The organism is Streptomyces sp. T12, assembly GCF_028736035.1.
Lineage (GTDB): Bacteria > Actinomycetota > Actinomycetes > Streptomycetales > Streptomycetaceae > Streptomyces.
Window position 1 is genome coordinate 2,103,690 of sequence record NZ_CP117866.1, and the last position, 17,797, is coordinate 2,121,486.

The 17,797-nt window shown below is 71.4% G+C and carries 16 protein-coding genes; 11 read left to right on the forward strand and 5 right to left on the reverse strand.

Features of this window, described 5'->3' with window-relative positions; translation table 11 throughout:
* Positions 1-89 precede the first annotated feature (89 nt).
* Genes hmgA through PBV52_RS09310 form a run of 3 tightly spaced genes read left to right on the forward strand, consistent with a single transcriptional unit; the run spans position 90 to position 3,382 of the window.
* Positions 90-1,430, forward strand: a complete 1,341-nt coding sequence (gene hmgA, locus PBV52_RS09300; RefSeq protein WP_274237822.1) for a homogentisate 1,2-dioxygenase — start codon at positions 90-92, stop codon at positions 1,428-1,430.
* A gap of 27 nt (positions 1,431-1,457) precedes the next feature.
* Complete coding sequence (locus tag PBV52_RS09305) at positions 1,458-2,207, forward strand: GntR family transcriptional regulator (protein ID WP_274237823.1); 750 nt, start codon at positions 1,458-1,460, stop codon at positions 2,205-2,207.
* 26 nt (positions 2,208-2,233) lie between these two features.
* Complete coding sequence (locus tag PBV52_RS09310) at positions 2,234-3,382, forward strand: type ISP restriction/modification enzyme (protein WP_274237824.1); 1,149 nt, start codon at positions 2,234-2,236, stop codon at positions 3,380-3,382.
* Here the strand turns inward: PBV52_RS09310 and PBV52_RS09315 are convergent.
* The gene (locus PBV52_RS09315) at positions 3,379-4,092 is read right to left on the reverse strand and encodes a TetR/AcrR family transcriptional regulator (RefSeq protein WP_274237825.1); all 714 of its coding nucleotides are present in this window, start codon (positions 4,090-4,092) and stop codon (positions 3,379-3,381) included. The genes PBV52_RS09310 and PBV52_RS09315 overlap by 4 nt on opposite strands.
* A gap of 63 nt (positions 4,093-4,155) precedes the next feature.
* On the opposite strand from PBV52_RS09315, the gene PBV52_RS09320 reads away from it, so the two are divergent.
* On the forward strand, positions 4,156-5,118 hold the full coding sequence (locus PBV52_RS09320; protein ID WP_274237826.1) for an ATP-binding cassette domain-containing protein: 963 nt from the start codon (positions 4,156-4,158) through the stop codon (positions 5,116-5,118).
* Positions 5,115-5,897 (forward strand): ABC transporter permease, encoded by a 783-nt coding sequence (locus PBV52_RS09325; RefSeq protein WP_274237827.1) that lies wholly within the window; start codon positions 5,115-5,117, stop codon positions 5,895-5,897. Before PBV52_RS09320 ends, PBV52_RS09325 begins: the two co-directional genes overlap by 4 nt.
* Before the next feature lie 178 nt (positions 5,898-6,075).
* On the opposite strand, the gene PBV52_RS09330 is transcribed toward PBV52_RS09325, so the two are convergent.
* From PBV52_RS09330 to PBV52_RS09340, 3 genes are all read right to left on the reverse strand, one after another.
* Positions 6,076-6,345, reverse strand: a complete 270-nt coding sequence (locus tag PBV52_RS09330; RefSeq protein ID WP_274237828.1) for a hypothetical protein — start codon at positions 6,343-6,345, stop codon at positions 6,076-6,078.
* A gap of 126 nt (positions 6,346-6,471) precedes the next feature.
* Positions 6,472-7,290 carry an anti-sigma factor gene (locus tag PBV52_RS09335; protein ID WP_274237829.1) on the reverse strand — a complete coding sequence of 273 codons (819 nt, stop codon included), beginning with the start codon at positions 7,288-7,290 and terminating at the stop codon, positions 6,472-6,474.
* On the reverse strand, positions 7,287-7,829 hold the full coding sequence (locus PBV52_RS09340) for a sigma-70 family RNA polymerase sigma factor (RefSeq protein ID WP_274237830.1): 543 nt from the start codon (positions 7,827-7,829) through the stop codon (positions 7,287-7,289). The genes PBV52_RS09335 and PBV52_RS09340 overlap by 4 nt, the downstream gene beginning before the upstream one ends.
* Before the next feature lie 230 nt (positions 7,830-8,059).
* Here PBV52_RS09340 and PBV52_RS09345 point away from each other — a divergent pair, with 230 nt between their 5' ends.
* The 4 genes from PBV52_RS09345 to PBV52_RS09360 all read left to right on the forward strand — a co-directional run bounded on the left by PBV52_RS09345 (position 8,060) and on the right by PBV52_RS09360 (position 14,868).
* Positions 8,060-9,595 (forward strand): DUF4331 domain-containing protein, encoded by a 1,536-nt coding sequence (locus PBV52_RS09345; RefSeq protein WP_274237831.1) that lies wholly within the window; start codon positions 8,060-8,062, stop codon positions 9,593-9,595.
* 138 nt (positions 9,596-9,733) lie between these two features.
* Complete coding sequence (locus PBV52_RS09350; RefSeq protein ID WP_274237832.1) at positions 9,734-11,509, forward strand: lipopolysaccharide assembly protein LapB; 1,776 nt, start codon at positions 9,734-9,736, stop codon at positions 11,507-11,509.
* Positions 11,506-13,182: a sulfite exporter TauE/SafE family protein gene (locus PBV52_RS09355; protein WP_274237833.1), complete on the forward strand. Its 1,677-nt coding sequence runs from the start codon at positions 11,506-11,508 to the stop codon at positions 13,180-13,182. The genes PBV52_RS09350 and PBV52_RS09355 overlap by 4 nt, the downstream gene beginning before the upstream one ends.
* Before the next feature lie 45 nt (positions 13,183-13,227).
* Complete coding sequence (locus PBV52_RS09360) at positions 13,228-14,868, forward strand: serine/threonine-protein kinase (RefSeq protein WP_274237834.1); 1,641 nt, start codon at positions 13,228-13,230, stop codon at positions 14,866-14,868.
* Positions 14,869-14,872: 4 nt separating this feature from the next.
* Here PBV52_RS09360 and PBV52_RS09365 read toward each other — a convergent pair whose 3' ends face one another.
* On the reverse strand, positions 14,873-15,682 hold the full coding sequence (locus PBV52_RS09365) for an SGNH/GDSL hydrolase family protein (protein ID WP_274237835.1): 810 nt from the start codon (positions 15,680-15,682) through the stop codon (positions 14,873-14,875).
* A 314-nt stretch (positions 15,683-15,996) separates the two neighbouring features.
* Here PBV52_RS09365 and PBV52_RS09370 point away from each other — a divergent pair, with 314 nt between their 5' ends.
* Both PBV52_RS09370 and PBV52_RS09375 read left to right on the forward strand, forming a co-directional pair.
* A complete protein-coding gene (locus PBV52_RS09370) occupies positions 15,997-17,202 on the forward strand; it encodes a S8 family peptidase (RefSeq protein ID WP_274237836.1) in 1,206 nt (401 codons plus the stop codon).
* Positions 17,203-17,358: 156 nt separating this feature from the next.
* A complete protein-coding gene (locus PBV52_RS09375; RefSeq protein WP_274237837.1) occupies positions 17,359-17,796 on the forward strand; it encodes a hypothetical protein in 438 nt (145 codons plus the stop codon).
* Position 17,797 lies beyond the last annotated feature (1 nt).

Consider the following 17,797-nt stretch of genomic DNA (forward strand, 5'->3'; position numbering starts at 1 on the left):
ACCTCCAGAGGAGGATCAGCGCATCTCTTGCGCTCACGAAACCGCAATCCTACGGTGAAGCATAGGAATCAGATCTCAAGGGAGCGATCATGAGCGGGGACGCGCGGAAGACCGCGGAAGGGCTGACCTACCTTTCCGGTTTCGGCAACGAACACAGCTCGGAGGCGGTGCCCGGCGCCCTTCCCGAGGGCCGCAACTCACCCCAGCGCGCCCCGCTCGGCCTCTACGCCGAGCAGCTGAGCGGATCGGCGTTCACCGAGCCGCGGGCCCACAACCGCCGCTCATGGCTGTACCGCATCCGCCCGTCGGCCGCGCACCCGGCGTTCACCCGCACGGACAACGGCGCGATCCGCACGGCCCCCTTCACGGAGTCCGTGCCGGACCCGAACCGTCTGCGCTGGAACCCCCTGCCCGAGCCCGCGCCCGGGACCGACTTCCTGGCCGGCCTGTGGACCGTCGGCGGCAACGGCGACGCGACCCAGCGCACCGGGATGGCCGTGCACCTGTATCACGCCAACTCCTCCATGGATCGCGTCTTCAGCGACGCCGACGGCGAGCTGCTGATCGTGCCGGAGCGCGGCGGGCTGCTGCTGCGCACGGAGTTCGGGCTGCTGCATGTGGAGCCGGGACATGTGGCGCTGGTTCCACGTGGGGTGCGCTTCCGTGTGGAGCTGCTGGACGCCGCATCCGACGGCGCGCGGAGCGCGACCGCCCGCGGCTATGTGTGCGAGAACTATGGGGCCCCCTTCCACCTCCCCGACCTCGGCCCGATCGGCGCCAACGGCCTCGCCAACGCCCGGGACTTCAGGGCGCCGGTCGCCGCGTACGAGGACGTCGAGGGGCCGGTGGAGGTGGTGAACAAGTTCTGCGGCAACCTCTGGACGGCCACCTACGACCACTCACCGCTCGACGTGGTCGCCTGGCACGGCAACCATGTGCCGTACGTCTATGACCTGCGCCGTTTCAATGTGATCGGCACCATCTCCTACGACCACCCCGACCCGTCGATCTTCACGGTGCTGACGTCCCCGTCCGACACCCCTGGCCTGGCCGGCGTCGACTTCGTGGTCTTCGCGCCGCGCTGGCTGGTGGGCGAGGACACCTTCCGCCCGCCGTACTTCCACCGGAACGTGATGAGCGAGTACATGGGCCTCATCGAGGGCGCCTACGACGCGAAGGCGGAGGGCTTTGTGCCGGGCGGCGGCTCGCTGCACAACATGATGTCGGCGCACGGACCGGACCGGGAGACGTTCGACCGGGCGAGCGCGGCCGAGCTGAGGCCGCAGAAGATCGACGACGGGCTGGCCTTCATGTTCGAAACCCGCTGGCCCGTGACGCTGACACCGCAGGCGGCCGGGGCTGAGCACCTGCAACAGCGCTACGACGACGTCTGGCAGGGTCTGGAGCGCCATTTCCGCCCCTTGCACTGATCATTCCCTACCGGTACGGATGACCCCGTGACCTCCTTCGCCCCGGACTCCATCGTCCTGAACCGCAAGCTGCCGCTCTGGTACCAGGTGTCGCAGTCGCTGCGCGCCTCGATTCTGGGCCGCCGGCCGCAGGACCCGATGCGGCTGCCCACCGAGGAGCAGTTGGCGGAGCACTACGGCGTGAGCGTGCTGACCATGCGGCAGGCGCTGAAGGAGCTGGAGGACGAGGGCCTGATCACACGCCACCGCAGACGCGGCACCTTCATCGAGCCGGACGTCCGCCGGGGCACCCCCGTGCGGCTGCTCGGCTCGGTGGACGCGATCGTGGCCCAGCAGTCCGGCATGGTGACGGAGCTGCTGGACCACGGCAAGGCGCCGGTGCCGGCCGAAGTGGCCGAGTACTTCCCCGACGTCGACGAGGTGGCGACCTACCACCGCCTGCGCAGCGACGAGAAGACCGGCGAGCCGACCAACCATGCCCGCAACTACGTCCGCCCCGAACTGGCCGCGCGCATCGACCTGGACGACCTCGTCCGCTGGCCGATGACCAAAGTGCTGCGGGATGTCGTCGGGGCGGACATCAGCCGCATCACGGACACGGTCGAGGCCCGCCTGGCCGACCCGGAGACGGCCCGGCTGCTCCAAGTCCCGCTGCTGAGCCCGATCCTGCACTACACGGGCGTGACGTACGACACGGACGGCCGGGTGCTGGACGCGGCGGTCATCCACTACCGAGGCGACCGCTTCTCCTTCACGGTGACCTTGGAAGCCAACTGACCCGTGTGTCGCAGCCAGGTCGTACGATGCCCAGCGTGACGCACGACGACGCTCCGCTGCTGGCGGACCTCATGCCGTGGTCCGTCGCACCGCCGCGGCTCGGCCGGGGGTGGCCGACGGGCCCCGACCCGGCGTCCCTGAAGGCCCGCTGGGACGCCTTCGTGAAGGCCGAGGGCCCGGACCGGGAAGCCCTGCTCGAACCGACGCGCTCGCGCACCCTGCACTCGGCGGTCGGCCAACTGCCGGGCCAGTCCACCGGCACGGAGAAGCTGATCCGCGCTTCGGGCCCGTGCGCCGAGCCGGTCCGTGTGCTGCGCGCCCCCTTCGACGAGCAGTGGCTGATCCCCGACCACCGCCTGATCGACGCGGCCCGCCCCGAGCTGTGGCGGGTGGCGGACGAGCACCAGGTCTTCGTCGTGGAGACGCCCGACTCCCCCTTGCTGGCGACCTCGCTGCTCCCCCTGCTCCGCCCGGGCCGCATCCACCCCCTCTACCGCCGCCCCGGCAGCCAGGAACCCAATCTGACCCCGGGCCTGCTGCACCACCTGACGTCCCGACTCGGCCACTCCCCCACGCCGGCGGACGTCCTGGCCTGGATCCTGGCCGCCGCCCGACCCGACCTCACCGTCCCCCTCACGCACGACCCCGAACTCTGGTCGCGAGGCGTCGAGTTGGGCCACCGCCTGCTGTGGCTGATGCGCCGCGACGGCGACCGCCCGAAGCTCCCCGGCGGCCGCCGCCCCTACGTCCGCGCCCCACTCCCGGCCCACCCGCTGACCCTGCACTACGACCGCGACGAGGAGACCCTCCACCTCGACGACGGCCGCATCTCCCCTGTACCGCCGGAGGCCTGGGACTTCGAGGTGAGCGGGGTGCGGGTCCTTCAGGAGTGGTTCACGGCCCGCACCACCGAGCCGGAACCGGGCACGCTGACGGCGATCCGCCCGCCGACCTGGCCACAGACATGGACGTCGGAGCTCCTGGAGCTGATCACCGTCTTGGCGCTGCTCGCCGAACTCGCGCCGCAGCGCGAGGAGTTGACGGTGACGGCCCCGATCACGACGGCGGAGTTGAGGAAAGCGGGCGTACTTCCGGTGCCGGAGACGGCACGCCGCCCGGCATCGGTCCTGGACCACCACGAGGAAGGCCCGGAGGGCCAATTCGCGTTGCTCTAGTCCCTGGGCCCGAAGGCGTCCAGCATCCGGTTCAGCATCAACTCGAACGCCCCCTCGAGATCGATCGGCCCCGGGTCCTCCGTGAACGCCGCCGCCAGCCTCGGATAGGCGCCGGTGGCCACCTGGCTCCCGAAGTAGGCGATCCGGACCGCGTTCTCCTGCTCCTGCGACCACGGCAGCGACCGCGTCCGCTCAGCGCCGGCCAGTTCGGTCGCGACGTACGACGTCACACAGCCGTTCAGCATCCCGACGAGCTGCATCTTCATGCCGTAGGGCGCCTGAAGCGGATCCAGGCAGGCCAGACAGTGCTCCAGGTACCGCAGGGCGTTCGGGCTGAAGCCGTAGACCGGTGACATCAGCCGCGTCAGCCACGGATGCCGGTGCATCAGCGCCCGGGTCTGCTGGGCGACGCGGCGCATGTCCGCCCGCCAGTCGCCGCCCGGCTCCCACAGCTCGTGCTCCGCGCTGACCGCGTCGACCATCAGCTCGTGCAGGTCCTCCTTGCGGGGGACGTAGTTGTACAGCGACATCGTGCCGCACCCCAGCTCGCCGGCCACCCGCCGCATCGACACCGCGTCCAGCCCCTCGGCGTCGGCGATCCGCACCGCCGCCGCCGCGATGTCGGCACGGGTGTACGCCGGCTTCGGCCCGCGCCCCGTCCGTTCGGGCCGGGCCCAGATCACCCCGGGTTCGGCCGCCTTGCCCGCCATCGATCATCACCTCTGCCACCATCCTAGTTACGTACACCGTACGTAGTGCGCTATGGTCGAGCCATGACTTCTACGTACGCTGTACTTAGTGAAGGCCTGGAGAGGCGGTTCGGCGAGGTCCACGCCCTGCGCGGGCTGGACCTCGCGGTCGCGGAGGGGACGATCTGCGGGGTCCTCGGGCCCAACGGCGCGGGCAAGACGACGGCCGTACGTCTGCTGACGACCCTGCTCCGTCCGGACGCGGGCTCGGCGCGCGTCGCCGGGCACGACCTGGTGCGGGAGGCGGCAGCCGTCCGGCACCGGATCGGCGTCACCGGGCAGTACGCGTCGGTCGACGGGGAGCTCACCGGCCGCCAGAACCTCCAGCTGTTCGCCCGGCTGCACCGGGTGCGCGGGCCGGCCGGGCGAGCCGGCGAGCTCCTGCACCGCTTCGGGCTGGCCGAGGCGGCCGACCGGCCGGTGTCCACGTACTCGGGCGGTATGCGGCGCCGCCTGGACCTGGCGGCGAGTCTCGTCCGCCGCCCGGACGTCCTCTTCCTCGACGAACCGACGACCGGCCTCGACCCCGCCAGCCGCAACCAGATCTGGGACGCGGTGCGCGCGCTGACCGCCGACGGCACGACCGTGCTGCTGACCACGCAGTACCTGGAGGAAGCCGACCGGCTCGCCGACGACATCGCCCTCGTGGACCGCGGCCGGGTCGCGCACACGGGTTCACCGGCCCAGTTCAAGGCGCTGATCGGCGCACATGTCGAGGTCGTCGTCACCGACCCCGACGTCATGGTGAAGGCGGCGGCCGTACTGGATCAACTCACCGGCGCCGAGCCGTCGTTCGACCACGAGCGGCGCGCCGTCACCGCGGTCACCCGCGACCGCACACTCACACTCCCCCGCCTGGTGCGCGAACTCGACGCGGCGGGCGTGCCGTTGCTCGACGCGAGCCTCAAACCACCGACTCTCGACGACGTGTTCCTGCGACTCACCCAGGAAGCTCAGGAGACCCAGGAAGAGGAGCGTGCGGCATGAGCACCCTGGCGTACGACGGCGGCGCGATGCTGGGCCGGCAGCTGCGGCGGATCCGGAACAACCCGGGGCTGCTGATCCTGACCCAGACCATGCCGATCACCATGCTGCTGTTCTTCGGCTACGTCTTCGGCAGCGCGCTGGCGATGCCCGGCGCGCAGTACCGGTCCTTCCTGGTGCCCGGCCTGCTGGTGGCGACCGCGGCCAACGGGCTCATGACCGGCATGTTCCAGGCCGCCCAGGACACGCACCGCGGCGTGATGGACCGTTTCCGGACGCTGCCGATGAGCCGGGCCGCCGTGCCGCTGGGGCAGGCGGCCGCGGATCTGCTCGTGACGGCCGCCGGGACCGTGCCGTTCCTGCTGGTCGGGCTCGCGGTGGGCTGGCGGATCGAGGGGTCGGCGCTCGAAGCCGTGGGCGCGGTGGCGCTGTTGCTGCTGTTCCGGTTCGCGACGGCGTGGGTCGGGATATTCCTCGGGCTGCTCACCCGGAGCGAGGAGGCCGCCGGTCAGCTGGGTGGGGCGACCTTCATCCTGCCGCTGCTGTCCAACGCTTACATTCCGACCGACGGTCTGCCGGGCTGGCTGCGCACGCTCGCCGAGTGGAACCCGATCAGCGCGGTCACGACGGCCCTGCGGGACCTCTTCGGGAACGCGCCGGTACCGGAGGGCGCCGCCTGGCCGGTCGCTCATCCCGTCGCCGGGTCGCTCGCCTGGTGCGCCGTACTGATCGCGGTGTTCGCGCCGCTCGCCGTGCGCAGGTACGCACACGGCGAGCGGTGACGATGAAGCCGGAAGACTGAGTGGGGGTCGGGGGGGTTATGCCCGCGCTCGGCCTGCACGCCGGGGCGCCGCTGCGTGCCGTGGGGATGACGGACGGCGGCAACGCAGTACGGCGGCGGGACGGTGTGGCATGTCGAGCGCGGGCCTTCGAAGACTCTCTGCGGGAAGCCGGTGTGACTCAGCGCCCGCCGAACAGCGAACGGCGCAGCCGACGCAGCGGGGCGAAGAGCGACACGCGGCGAACCCGCGCACCCCGGTCGCTGCGCTCGCGCGTGTTGTCACGAGTGGTCAGTTCACGCATCAGCGAGGTCGCTTCGGCCGCCTCTGTCTGTGGCACGGCGGGTCCCGCCAGCACCGAGAGATGGCGGTCGAGGCGCGAACTGGTCGCGCTGCTCCCGCAGGTGATCGCAGGGACCCTCGCCCTGCTGCGCACTGTTATCTGATCCATGTCACTCCCCACCCGTACGAGTCCACCCGGCCCGGGCAGGTTAACCCTATCGCCCCGGTGGGGCACGCGTGTATCGCGGTCACAGGATTCACCTTCCCCGTAAGGGTGTTGACCACCCATCCCCGATTACTCTCCGAATCCAACCGATTTCAGGGCGAGTTGGACAACCGGCTGGCTGGTGGGTTGCGGTGAGCCTCCGTCAGGCTCGACGGTCACAGCCAGTGACGTCGCGGACTTGTCGAGACCGGACGCGACCAAGGGCGTGTCGCCGTCGAAGAGCCCCAGGGAGCGCGGTTGCTCATCGGGGCGCATAAGCCAGAGCTGGTGCACTCGGCCGCTCGACAGCTCGCCGTATCCGCTCAGAGTGACGACGGCACGCCCCGCCGATGCGGAGGCAATCACTCCGATTGTCCGCCCCTGCGCGTCCTCGCCGGCGGCCGCCCGGGCGTCGGGTGCCGCCAGAACGTTAGCGATCTCACTTGCCCGGGCTCGCTGCGCGTCCAGCTGATCCTGCGTCTTGTCGGCCTGGACGGCGAAGAGGGAGGCGACGACGAGCGCCGCGGCGGCCGTGGCGGTGGCGAACGGCACCAGCAGGGGGCGCGACCTGGGCGCCCGGCTGCGCGGCGGCGGCTGGGTGCCCCACACGTGCGGCGGCAGCTGGGGCGCACGCGCGCGTGCCGACTCCCACCCGGCGGACTCCTGCGGAGTCGTGCGTACGGCGGCCAGGACCCGGTCGCGCATCGCGGCCGGCGCCGGGGCGGCCGTCGACCAGGCGAGGCGGACGGCGTCCTCGGACAGCGCCCGCACCTCGGCGGCGCAGCTGTCGCAGGTCTTGAGGTGCTTCTCGAAGCGGAGCCGCTCGGCGGGTTCCAGGGCGTCGAGGGCGTAAGGGGCGGCGAGGGAGTGCAGGTCCGCGCGCCGGAGCAGTCGGTCGGTGAAACTCACGCGGCGCCTCCCAGGCACTTGCGCAGCTGGGTGAGTCCGTCGCGCATCCGGGTCTTGACCGTGCCCAGCGGCAGGGAGAGCCGCTCGGCCACTTCACGGTACGTGTAGCCGTCGTAGTAGGCGAGGGTGACGGACTGGCGCTGCAGGGCGGTGAGGCGGTCCAGGCAGCGGCGCACCCACTCGCGTTCGAGGCCGGCCTCGACCTCCTCGGCGACGTGGTCGAAGGCCGGCTGGTTCGCGCGCAGTGCCTCACGCTGCTCGCGCTCGCCGGCCGCGCGGGCGCTGCGCACCCGGTCGACGGCTCGGCGGTGGGCGAGGGTGAGGATCCAGGACAGGGCGCTGCCCCGGCCGGGGTCGAACTTCGCGGCGGACCGCCACAGTTCGAGCAGCACTTCCTGGGCCACCTCCTCGGACTGGGCGGGGTCGCGCACCACCCGCCGCACGAGCCCGTACACCGGCCCGGAGACCAGCCCGTACAGCTCCTCGAACGCCTTCTGGTCACCGCCCGCCACGAGCACCAGCAGTTCGTCCGCCTCCAACTCGTCTCCCCCTCCGCCCAGACCGCAGCGCGGCCGTCTCGTCCCACGAGGCATTCGCAACGAACCCACCTCCGGATGGGGTTACGTATCAGCGCGCCGAAAACGCGGGTCGCCCGCCGATGAAACAACTCACCGGTTCCGCCGTAAGAACGCTTGGGATTCGACCAATCCACCCTGGCGACGGCTCCGAATCGGGTTCGTCAGGCAAGTTGGCACTGAGGACGGACGGCATGACACCTAATTCCAGGAGCGGCGCGGGACGCAAGGGCCTCGTGACCCTCGTATGCGGTGCGCTGGCCGCCGGGGGGCTCACAGCCGCCGGCGTCGCCGCGCTGGCACCGGGGGCGGCCTCCGCCTCCAGCCACCGGGAGGCCCCGCTGATCTCGGGGACGCCGCAGTACGACAACACGGACGTGTACGCGTTCGTCAGCCCGGACAAGCCGGACACGACGACGATCATCGCGAACTGGATCCCGTTCGAGGAGCCGGCCGGCGGCCCGAACTTCTTCACGTTCGCCGAGGACGCCCAGTACGACATCCACATCGACAACAACGGTGACGCGCAGGGCGATCTGCTCTACCGCTTCACCTTCGACACCCACGTCAAGAACAAGAAGACGTTCCTGTACAACACCGGTCCGGTCGAGAGCCTCGACGACAAGGACCTCAACATCACGCAGACGTACGACATCGAGCTGATCAAGCTCAAGGACCAGTACCCGGTGTCGAAGACGAAGGTCGCCAACGACGTCCCGGTGGCGCCGTCGAACGTCGGCAAGGCGTCCATGCCGGACTACGCCAAGCTGCGTGAACAGGCCGTCCACAAGCTCGCGGGCGACGCGACGTCGTTCGCCGGGCAGGCCGACGACCCGTTCTTCCTGGACCTGCGCGTCTTCGACCTGCTGTACGGCGGGAACCTCTCCGAGGTCGGCAACGACACGCTCAAGGGCTACAACGTCAACTCCATCGCCCTGCAGGTCCCGACCCACATGATCGCCGAGTCGGCGGACCAGCCGGTCGTGGGCATCTGGTCCACGACCCAGCGCCAGAACGCGAAGGGCTACTACGAGCAGGTCTCGCGTCTCGGCAGCCCGCTGGTGAACGAGGTGGTCAACCCCCTCAAGGACAAGGACAAGTTCAACGCGTCCTCGCCCTGGGACGACGGCCAGTTCCTGAAGAACGTCACCAACCCCGAGCTGCCGAAGCTCATCGAGGCGATCTACAAGATCCCGGCGCCCGACGAGCCGCGCAACGACCTGGTGGACGTCTTCCTCAAGGGTGTGAAGGACCTCAACCAGCCGCCGCACGTGACGCCGTCGGAGATGCTGCGCCTGAACACCTCGATCGAGCCCACGGCCAAGCCCAAGCGGCTCGGAGTCCTCGACGGCGACAACGCGGGCTTCCCGAACGGCCGTCGCCTCACCGACGACGTGATCGACGCCTCGCTCCAGGTCGTCGAGGGTGAACTGCTCGGCGCCAAGAACGACTTGGGCGACGCGGTCGACAAGAACGACAAGGACTTCGAGAAGGCCTTCCCGTATGTCGCCCTGCCCACCGAGGGCTCTCGCGGCCCGCTCGCCAAGGGCACGGACGGCGAGACCGACGTCCGCAGCCAGCTCGGCGACGCCCTCCAGCCGGCCGGTGCCTCCGGCGCCACCGACGACAGGACGCTGATCGCCGCGTCGGCAGGCGCCGGCGCCATCGGAGTCCTGCTGATCGGCGCGGCCCTGATGTGGTGGCGCCGGATGCGGGACCGGGCGTACTAGGCCCTTCCCACGGGCGGGGGTCACCTCGCTCCCTCAGCTGGCGCGGCCCGCGCAGTACTCATCCCCCACGGCGCGGGCCGCGCCGCCGCACGCGACAACGACCGCTGCCGAAACCGCAAAGCCGACCGAGGAGAGGGCATGGCCCCGCGCACGAACGACACAGCACCGGAAAACGAGGAGAAGAGGTCCACCACCGGTGCGGATGCCGCTGCCGCGGGGGGCGAGGGGGAAGCCGGGACCGATGAGCGGGTTGCCGCCGTGCGGCGGGTGGGGGCCGCGAGGCGGCGGGAGCGGCAGGAACCGTCGGGCGAGGTACTGGGCGACGAGACGCCCGGCGAAACGCGAGAGCGCGGGCTCGGCCTCTCGGCGCCGGTCCGCGCATTTCAGCCCGTCCGGGGGTACCCCCTCTGGGGGAGATTGAGGACGAGGCCCGTTCAGGGCCGAAGCGGGGGTCTGGGGGCCGCCAGCCGCCAGGGAGCGGGGTCGAAGGGGCGGCAGCCCCTGGAGGACGGGACGAGTAGGGGCGGCGGGGGCGAGGAAACCCCTGATCAGCGCATCGCCACCGTACGCCGCGCCGCCGCAGCCGCCCGACGCCGCCGCGCCCTCCACCTCGCCGGCTGCACCGCCCTCCTGGCCATCGCCTTCACCGCCGGCTCCCTCGCCCTCGGCGCCGCCCACGGCAACACCGACCAGAGTGTCGAAGCCGCATCCGCCGCCCTGTCACCGGGCCTGCTCGCCGGCGGAGACCTAGACGCCGGCATCTCCTCCCTCCAGGCCCACCTCCGTGACCAGCCAAGGGACTTCAGCAGCTGGTCGACCCTCGGTCTCGCCTACGTGGAGCAGGCCCGCACCAAGGGCGACCCCTCCCGCTACCCCCAGGCCGACCGGGCCTTCGAGCGCTCCCTCTCACTCGAACCCGACAACGACCAGGCCCTCGCCGGCCGCGCCGCCCTCGCCGCAGCCCGGCACGACTTCGAGGACGCCCTGAAGTACGCCGACCAGTCCCTGAAGGTGAACCCCTACAGCGAACGCGCCCTGTGCACCCGCGTCGACGCCCTCGTCGAACTCGGCCGCTACGCCGACGCCGCCAAGGCAGCCGACACCGCCGACGACCGCCGCCCGGGCATCCCGGTCTTCACGCGGTACGCCTACGTGAGGGAGCTGCGCGGCGACGTACGCACCGCCGAGCGCGTGCTGGAACAGGCGCTCTCCTCCGCCGTCACGCCCGGCGACATCGCGTACGTCGCCACCCAGCTCGGCCAACTCGCCTGGAACCAGGGCGACTACGACACGGCCCTCACCCACTACGCCCGCGCCCTGGCCGCCGACGAGAACTACGTCCCCGCCCTGGAAGGCCGCGCCCGCGCCCAGGCAGCGAGCGGCGACAGGGCCGGCGCGCTCAAGGGCCTGAGGGACGTCGTCTCCCGCTACCCCCTCCCCGGCCCGCTCGTCGAACTCGGCGAGCTGTACGAAGCGGCCGGCGACAAGGTCAAGGCCGACGACCAGTACGCCCTGGTCGACGCCTGGACGGCCCTCGCCCGCGCCAACGGCGTCAACGCCGACCTCGACACCGCCCTCGCGGCCGCCGACCACGGCGACAAGGCCTCCGCCCTGCGCGCCGCCCGCGCCGAGTGGGACCGCCGCCGGACCGTGCACACGGCGGACGCCCTCGCCTGGGCGCTGCACGTCAACGGCAAGGACGAGGAAGCCCTTCCCTACGCCCGCAGGGCCACGGCCACCGGCTACCGCAACGCCGCGTTCCACTACCACCGCGGGATGATCGAGCGCGCCACCGGCCACACCGAGGACGCCCGCGAACACCTGCAGGCCGCGCTGAAGCTGAACCCCGGCTTCTCACCGCTGGGCGCCCGCGAAGCCCGTACGGCACTCAAGGATCTGGAGCCGGCCAAGTGACCCCTCGTCGTCTGTTCGCCTCCGCCGCCGCCGTCCTGACGTCGGCCTGCGCGCTCGCGCTGCTGCCCTCCCCTCCCGCGAGCGCGCACCCCCTCGGCAACTTCACCGTCAACCGCTACGACGGCCTCGTCGCCGCCCCCGGCGAACTGCGGGTCCACCATGTCGAGGACCTCGCCGAGATCCCGGCGACGCAGGCCAAGCCGGACATCGAGAAGGCGGGCACGGCGGGGTGGGCCCGGCAGCGCTGTGAGAGCGCCGCGCGGGGCAGCGAGGTCACGGTGGACGGCCGGACGGTCACGCTGACGCTGAACAGCAGCCACGCGCGCGTGCGGCCCGGTCAGGCGGGGCTCGACACCCTCCGCGTGGAATGCCGGCTGACGGCACCGCTCCCCGAGGACGCCTCGGTCGCCCTCGGCTTCCGCGGCGCGGGCGCGGAATCCGGCCCGGGCTGGCGGGAGATCACCGCGCGCGGCGACCGTACGACACTCACCGCCTCGGACGTGCCGAAGGAGTCCGTCTCCCGCGAACTGACCCAGTACCCCGAGGAGTTGCTCTCCTCCCCGGCCGACACCAAGACCGCGTCCGTGCGCGTACGCCCCGGCGGACCGGCCCTGGCCGAGGCGGAGCAGGACACCGCCACCTCCTCCGTCCTGCCGCGCGGCGCCGACCGCTGGACGCGTGCCCTGGACAGCCTGGTCTCCCGCCAGGACCTCACCGTCGGCTTCGCCGCCCTCGCCCTGGTCATCGCGGTCTTCCTCGGCGCGATGCACGCGCTCGCCCCGGGCCACGGCAAGACCCTGATGGCCGCGGTGGCGGCGGCCCGCGGCGGCCGGGCCCGCATGAAGGACGTCCTGCCCCTGGCCGCCTCGGTGACGATCACGCACACCCTGGGCGTGGTCACCCTGGGCCTCCTGGTCACGGCCGGCTCGGCGGCGGCGCCCTCGGTGATCACCTGGCTGGGCATCGCGAGCGGCGCCCTGGTGATCGCGGCGGGCGCGACCCTCGTACGCCGGGCCTGGCACCTCCGCAGGCAGGGACACCCGCACACAGCCGGGCACGGGCACTCCCACGACCACCACCACACGCACGAGCACACTCACAAGACCGACCCCGCCCACGAGCGCCAACCGGTCCTGGTCGCCGCGCACACCCACGCCGCGACGGCGGCCCCGGCACCCACGCCGGGCCACGTCCGAGCACGTGCGCACACGCACACAGACCACGACCACGACCACCAGCACGACCACAACCACAACCACGGTCACACCCACGCCCACGGCCTGCTCACCCACACCCACAACGGCTTCACCCACACCCACTCCACCGCCCCCACCCTCCGCGGCACGATCCTCCTCGGCTTCGCCGGTGGGCTCGTGCCCAGTCCCTCCGCGGTCGTCGTGCTCGTCGGCGCGGCGGCGCTCGGGAAGGCTTGGTTCGGGCTGCTGCTCGTCGTCGCGTACGGCGTCGGGCTCGCACTCACCCTCACCGCGGCCGGGTTCGCCGTCGTGAGGCTGGGTACCGGAGTGACGCGGGTGCTGGACAAGCAGCCCCGCTGGACGGCCCACCCCCTGACGGTCTTCGTCCGCAGGACCGCACCACTGGGATCCGCGGTGCTCGTCGTGCTGATCGGGGCCGGATTGGTTCTCCAGGGGGCGGCATCCGCACTCGGCTGAGCTACTTTTGTGGAGAATGCGCACGGATGCGAATGGGGGACGCCCGTGTCCGAAGAACTGGGCAGTGAACGTCTGATCGCCGGCCGCTACCGCCTCCTGTCCCCGCTCGGCGAGGGCGGCATGGGCACCGTGTGGCGGGCCCGCGATGAGCTGCTGCACCGCGAGGTCGCCGTCAAGGAGGTGCGCGCGCCGCACGGGCTGCCGGGCCCGGAGGTCGAGCGGATGTACGCCCGGCTGGAGCGCGAGGCGTGGGCGGCGGCGCGGGTCGCCAACCGCAATGTCGTCACGGTGTACGACGTGGCCACGCAGGACGGCAGACCCTGGATCGTGATGGAGCTGGTCCGCGGGATCTCGCTGGCCGAGCTGCTGGACGCCGAGGGCCCGCTGAGTCCGCAGCGCGTCGCGCACATCGGCGCCGAGGTGCTGGCCGCGCTGCGGGCCGCGCACGAGGCCGGGGTGCTGCACCGGGACGTGAAGCCGGCCAACGTGCTGATGTCGAACGACGGCCGGGTCGTCCTGACCGACTTCGGTATCGCCATGGTCGAGGGCAGCTCCGCGCTGACGATGACCGGGGAGGTCATCGGCTCCCCCGAGTTCCTCGCCCCGGAGCGGGCGCTGGGCCGCACGCCGGGTCCGGAGTCCGATCTGTGGTCGCTCGGCGTACTCCTGTACGCGGCCGTGGAGGGCAACTCCCCGTTCCGCCAGAACACCCCGCTCAGCACCCTGCGCGCGATCGTCGACGAGGAGCTGCCGCCGCCCCGCCGGGCCGGGCCGCTGACCCCCGTCATCGAAGGGCTGCTGCGCAAGGACCCGGCCGAGCGGCTGCCGGCCGACCTGGCCGAACAGGACCTGCGGATCATCGGCGCTGGGGGTACCCCCTCTGGGGGAGGCACGCCGAGCGCGGACACGGGGCGGGCGACCCCGTACAGCCCGACCGTCGCGGCGTTCCCGGCACCGGCGCAGACCGCCCCGACGGCCCCGGTCCCGCCGCCCGCGCCGACCCGGCCCGTCACCGGCGCCCCCGCCTCGACCACGGCTCCCGTCCGCGCCGACCGCAACCGTCGGGCCGCCCTCACCCTGATCGCGGGCATCGCCGTCCTCGCACTGGCCGTGGCGGGACTGACGTACGCCCTCCTGAACCGCGGGGGCGACAGGGACAAGGCGGGCGGAGAGGGCACCACCAGCCAGACCAGCGGCGGGACTTCACCGAGGGAGACCGAGGACGAGAACGCCTCCGGAGGGGGCCGGAGCCCGACACCGAGCCCGAGCGGCAGTGACACGCCCTCTGCGGCCCCGCAGTCCGTGAAGGTGTCGCTGGCGGGCTCGAACCTGGAGTACTCCGGGTCCTGTCCGCCACCGAGCGGCCAGGCGCCGTCCTTCACGGCGACGTTCACGGTGGGGCGGCTGCCGGCGCAGGTCAGCTACCGCTGGGTGTCCAAGGACGGCGAGGTCATGGATCAGGGCTGGAAGACCCTGTCGTTCCCGGAGGGCGGCGGACGGACCAAGCAGGACAGGGCGTTCGTGACGACGTACGACGAGAGCGGGACGTTCGAGAACGAGATCAGCGTCGAGGTCCGCGACCCGGTGGAGACGAAGTCCAACTCGGTGCCGTTCTCGGTGACCTGCGTGACGGAGACCCCGACGGGCGGGGTCTCGCCATCGCCTACGGTGTCGCCGAGCTCGTAGGGGATCAGGCCACGCTGTTGAGCACCGGCAGATAACCACCCGACTGGCCCGCGGCCGTCGGGTGGTACGACTCCGGGATGTTGAGCCAGTTCACGGCGTGCATCCACGAGCTGCCGGAGCAGATCTCGTGCCCGGTGAAGGTGGGCCGCACGTCGCCGAAGGTGAACCCGTGGTCCAGGGCGCGCTTCTCGGTCGCGGCGTCGATGTAGTCGGCCGCCTCGTTGAGCGCCCTCCGCTTGGTCTCGGACAGGCCGAGGCACCCGGACGCGCCCAGCTTGTAGAAGCGGGGGTAGCCGAGTACGACCACATGGGCGGACGGAGCCTTGGTCCGGATGGCCGTGTAGACGCTGTCGAGCCTGCCGGGCAGCGTCGAGTCGACGAACGCCTTCGCGGTGTTGATCCGTGCGACGCAGGCGCTGTCGGACTGGAGCACACAGGTCGTCATGATGTCGGCGAAGCCTGCGTCGTTGCCGCCGATGGTGATGGACACGAGTGCGGTGGTGGAGTTGAGCGGGCCGAGCTGACCGGCCGTGACATCACTCGTACGAGCGCCCGAGCAGGCGGTGAAGTCGAAGGACGAGGGTGAGTTCGCGGCGGCCCACAGGTACGGATACGCCTTCGTGCTGCGCTTGCAGTCGCCGCTGCCGCTGACGTAGCTGCCCGCGCCGAGGCCGGAGGAGTAGGAGTCGCCGAGGGCCACATAGCCGCCGGTGGCGGCGGTGTCGTCGGCCTGCGCGGCGGCGGCCCCGGTGAAGGCGGTGCCGACGGCGAGGAGGAGCGAGGCGACGTATACGGAAAGTCGGGAACGTCTCATGGAACCTCCCTATAGCAGGATCTCTGCCATAACCGTCGTACCAACTACGCGTGTTGACGGGAAGTGTCCATGCCAAGACTTTTCCGGTCATCGCGGGCTTCAACCTATGGGTTCACTGTGGGTTTGATTTCATGTTCATGACAGCATTGTTGACAGGTCGTCAACTCCCTTGTTCTTCATGTCTGGAGCACAGATCCTTTACCTCGACTTGGAACGGGAACGCGACGTTCCGGGCCGTGCGTGCGAGGACGCGCGCACCCCCCACATGTGCGCGCACCACCCATGCGCGCCGCCAAGAGGAGGACTCCCTCGTAATGGCACAACTGCGTAGCAAGAAGTTCCGGTTCGCCGCGATAACCAGCCTGGCGACCGCCGCCCTCGTCGGCGGACTCACGTCCCTCCCCGCCCAGGCCGCCCCGGCCGAGGGCAAGGTCCTGGCCGCCGGCTCCCCCACTGCGATCAAGGACAGCTACATCGTCACGCTCAAGAAGAGCGCCGGGCTCAAGGCCGCCTCGAGCGCGGGCAAGAGCCTGATCAAGGAGTACGGCGGCTCGGTGAACAAGACGTTCGGCACCGCGCTGAACGGCTATGCCGCCACCCTCTCCGCGACCGAGGCCAAGAGACTCGCCGCCGACCCGGCGGTGGCCTCGGTCGAGCAGAACCAGCGCGTCAAGATGGACGCCACGCAGTCCAGCGCCCCCTGGGGCCTGGACCGCATCGACCAGACCTCGCTTCCGCTCTCCGGCACCTACACGTACCCGGACACCGCGGGCAGCGGCGTGACCGTGTACGTCATCGACACCGGCGTCCGCATCACGCACCAGCAGATCAGCGGCCGTGCCTCCTACGGCTACGACGCCGTCGACGGCGACACCACCGCCTCCGACGGCAACGGCCACGGCACCCATGTGGCCACCACGATCGCGGGTACCACCTACGGTGTCGCCAAGCAGGCGAAGATCGTGGCGGTGCGCGTGCTCGACAACGCGGGCTCCGGCACCACCGCGGGCGTGATCGCGGGCATCGACTGGGTGACCAACAACCACTCCGGTCCCTCGGTCGCCAACATGTCGCTCGGCGGCGGCGCCTCCACCTCGCTGGACACCGCGGTCGCCAACTCGATCGCCAGCGGAGTGACCTACGCGGTCGCGGCGGGCAACAGCAGCGCCAACGCCTCCTCGTACTCCCCGGCCCGTGTCTCGGCGGCGATCACGGTCGGCGCCACCACCAGCTCGGATGCCCGGGCCAGCTACTCGAACTACGGCTCGGTCCTGGACATCTTCGCGCCCGGCTCCTCGATCACGGCGGGCTGGAACACCAGCGACACCGCGACGAACACCATCTCCGGTACGTCGATGGCCACCCCGCACGTCGCGGGCGCGGCCGCGGTCTACCTGGCGAGCCACACCTCGGCCACCCCGGCCGCGGTCGCCTCGGCCCTGACGAGCGGCGCCACCACCAACGCGGTCACCAGCCCCGGCAGCGGCTCGCCCAACCGGCTGCTGAAGCTCGTCCCGTAGCAGCTCCCGTGACAACTCCCGTCACAGCACACCGCACGATCTGAACGAACCGTTCCCCGGAGACGCCCGCCGTCTCCGGGGAACGTCTTGACGGCCCCCACGGAGCTGAGCCACATTGAAGCCCGGCATCCGGCGCTTCGGGGGGCAAAGTCGCCAATGCAGACCTTACGTATCAAGACAGCTTCATCCAGAGCCAAAGCTCAGGACACCGAGCGTGCGCGGCCAGGACCGGGGAGGGACCTGACGCCGCTGCTCGCGGGCGCCGCCACGGCGGCGGGGGGATTCGGCGCGGCTCTCGCGCTGGCCGACTCGGGCTCGCCGCTGCGCGGGCCGTTCACGCTGTTCTTCCTGCTCGCCGCACCGGCCGCGGCGGTCGCCGCCGCGCTGCGCGGGCTGGAACCCTTCGGCCGGACCGTCGCCGCGGTTGCGGGCGCGGTCGTCGTCAACATGCTGGTGGCCCAGGGCATGCTCGCCGTGCACCGGTGGTCGGTGCGCGGCGGGATCGTGGCCGTGACCGCGATCAGCGCCGTCGTCCTCCTGCTGGTTCTGCTGCGGCGGCTGCGCGGCCGTACGACGCGAAGGCGGACTGACTGAC

Excerpts from the sequence above, each read along its gene's own strand:
- PBV52_RS09365 (WP_274237835.1), bottom strand. The coding sequence starts at position 15,682 with ATGAGACGTTCCCGACTTTCCGTATACGTCGCCTCGCTCCTCCTCGCC.
- PBV52_RS09345 (WP_274237831.1), top strand. The coding sequence starts at position 8,060 with ATGACACCTAATTCCAGGAGCGGCGCGGGACGCAAGGGCCTCGTGACC.
- PBV52_RS09330 (WP_274237828.1), bottom strand. The coding sequence starts at position 6,345 with ATGGATCAGATAACAGTGCGCAGCAGGGCGAGGGTCCCTGCGATCACC.
- PBV52_RS09310 (WP_274237824.1), top strand. The coding sequence starts at position 2,234 with ATGCCCAGCGTGACGCACGACGACGCTCCGCTGCTGGCGGACCTCATG.
- PBV52_RS09370 (WP_274237836.1), top strand. The coding sequence starts at position 15,997 with ATGGCACAACTGCGTAGCAAGAAGTTCCGGTTCGCCGCGATAACCAGC.
- PBV52_RS09320 (WP_274237826.1), top strand. The coding sequence starts at position 4,156 with ATGACTTCTACGTACGCTGTACTTAGTGAAGGCCTGGAGAGGCGGTTC.
- hmgA (WP_274237822.1), top strand. The coding sequence starts at position 90 with ATGAGCGGGGACGCGCGGAAGACCGCGGAAGGGCTGACCTACCTTTCC.
- PBV52_RS09325 (WP_274237827.1), top strand. The coding sequence starts at position 5,115 with ATGAGCACCCTGGCGTACGACGGCGGCGCGATGCTGGGCCGGCAGCTG.
- PBV52_RS09375 (WP_274237837.1), top strand. The coding sequence starts at position 17,359 with ATGCAGACCTTACGTATCAAGACAGCTTCATCCAGAGCCAAAGCTCAG.
- PBV52_RS09350 (WP_274237832.1), top strand. The coding sequence starts at position 9,734 with ATGGCCCCGCGCACGAACGACACAGCACCGGAAAACGAGGAGAAGAGG.
- PBV52_RS09315 (WP_274237825.1), bottom strand. The coding sequence starts at position 4,092 with ATGGCGGGCAAGGCGGCCGAACCCGGGGTGATCTGGGCCCGGCCCGAA.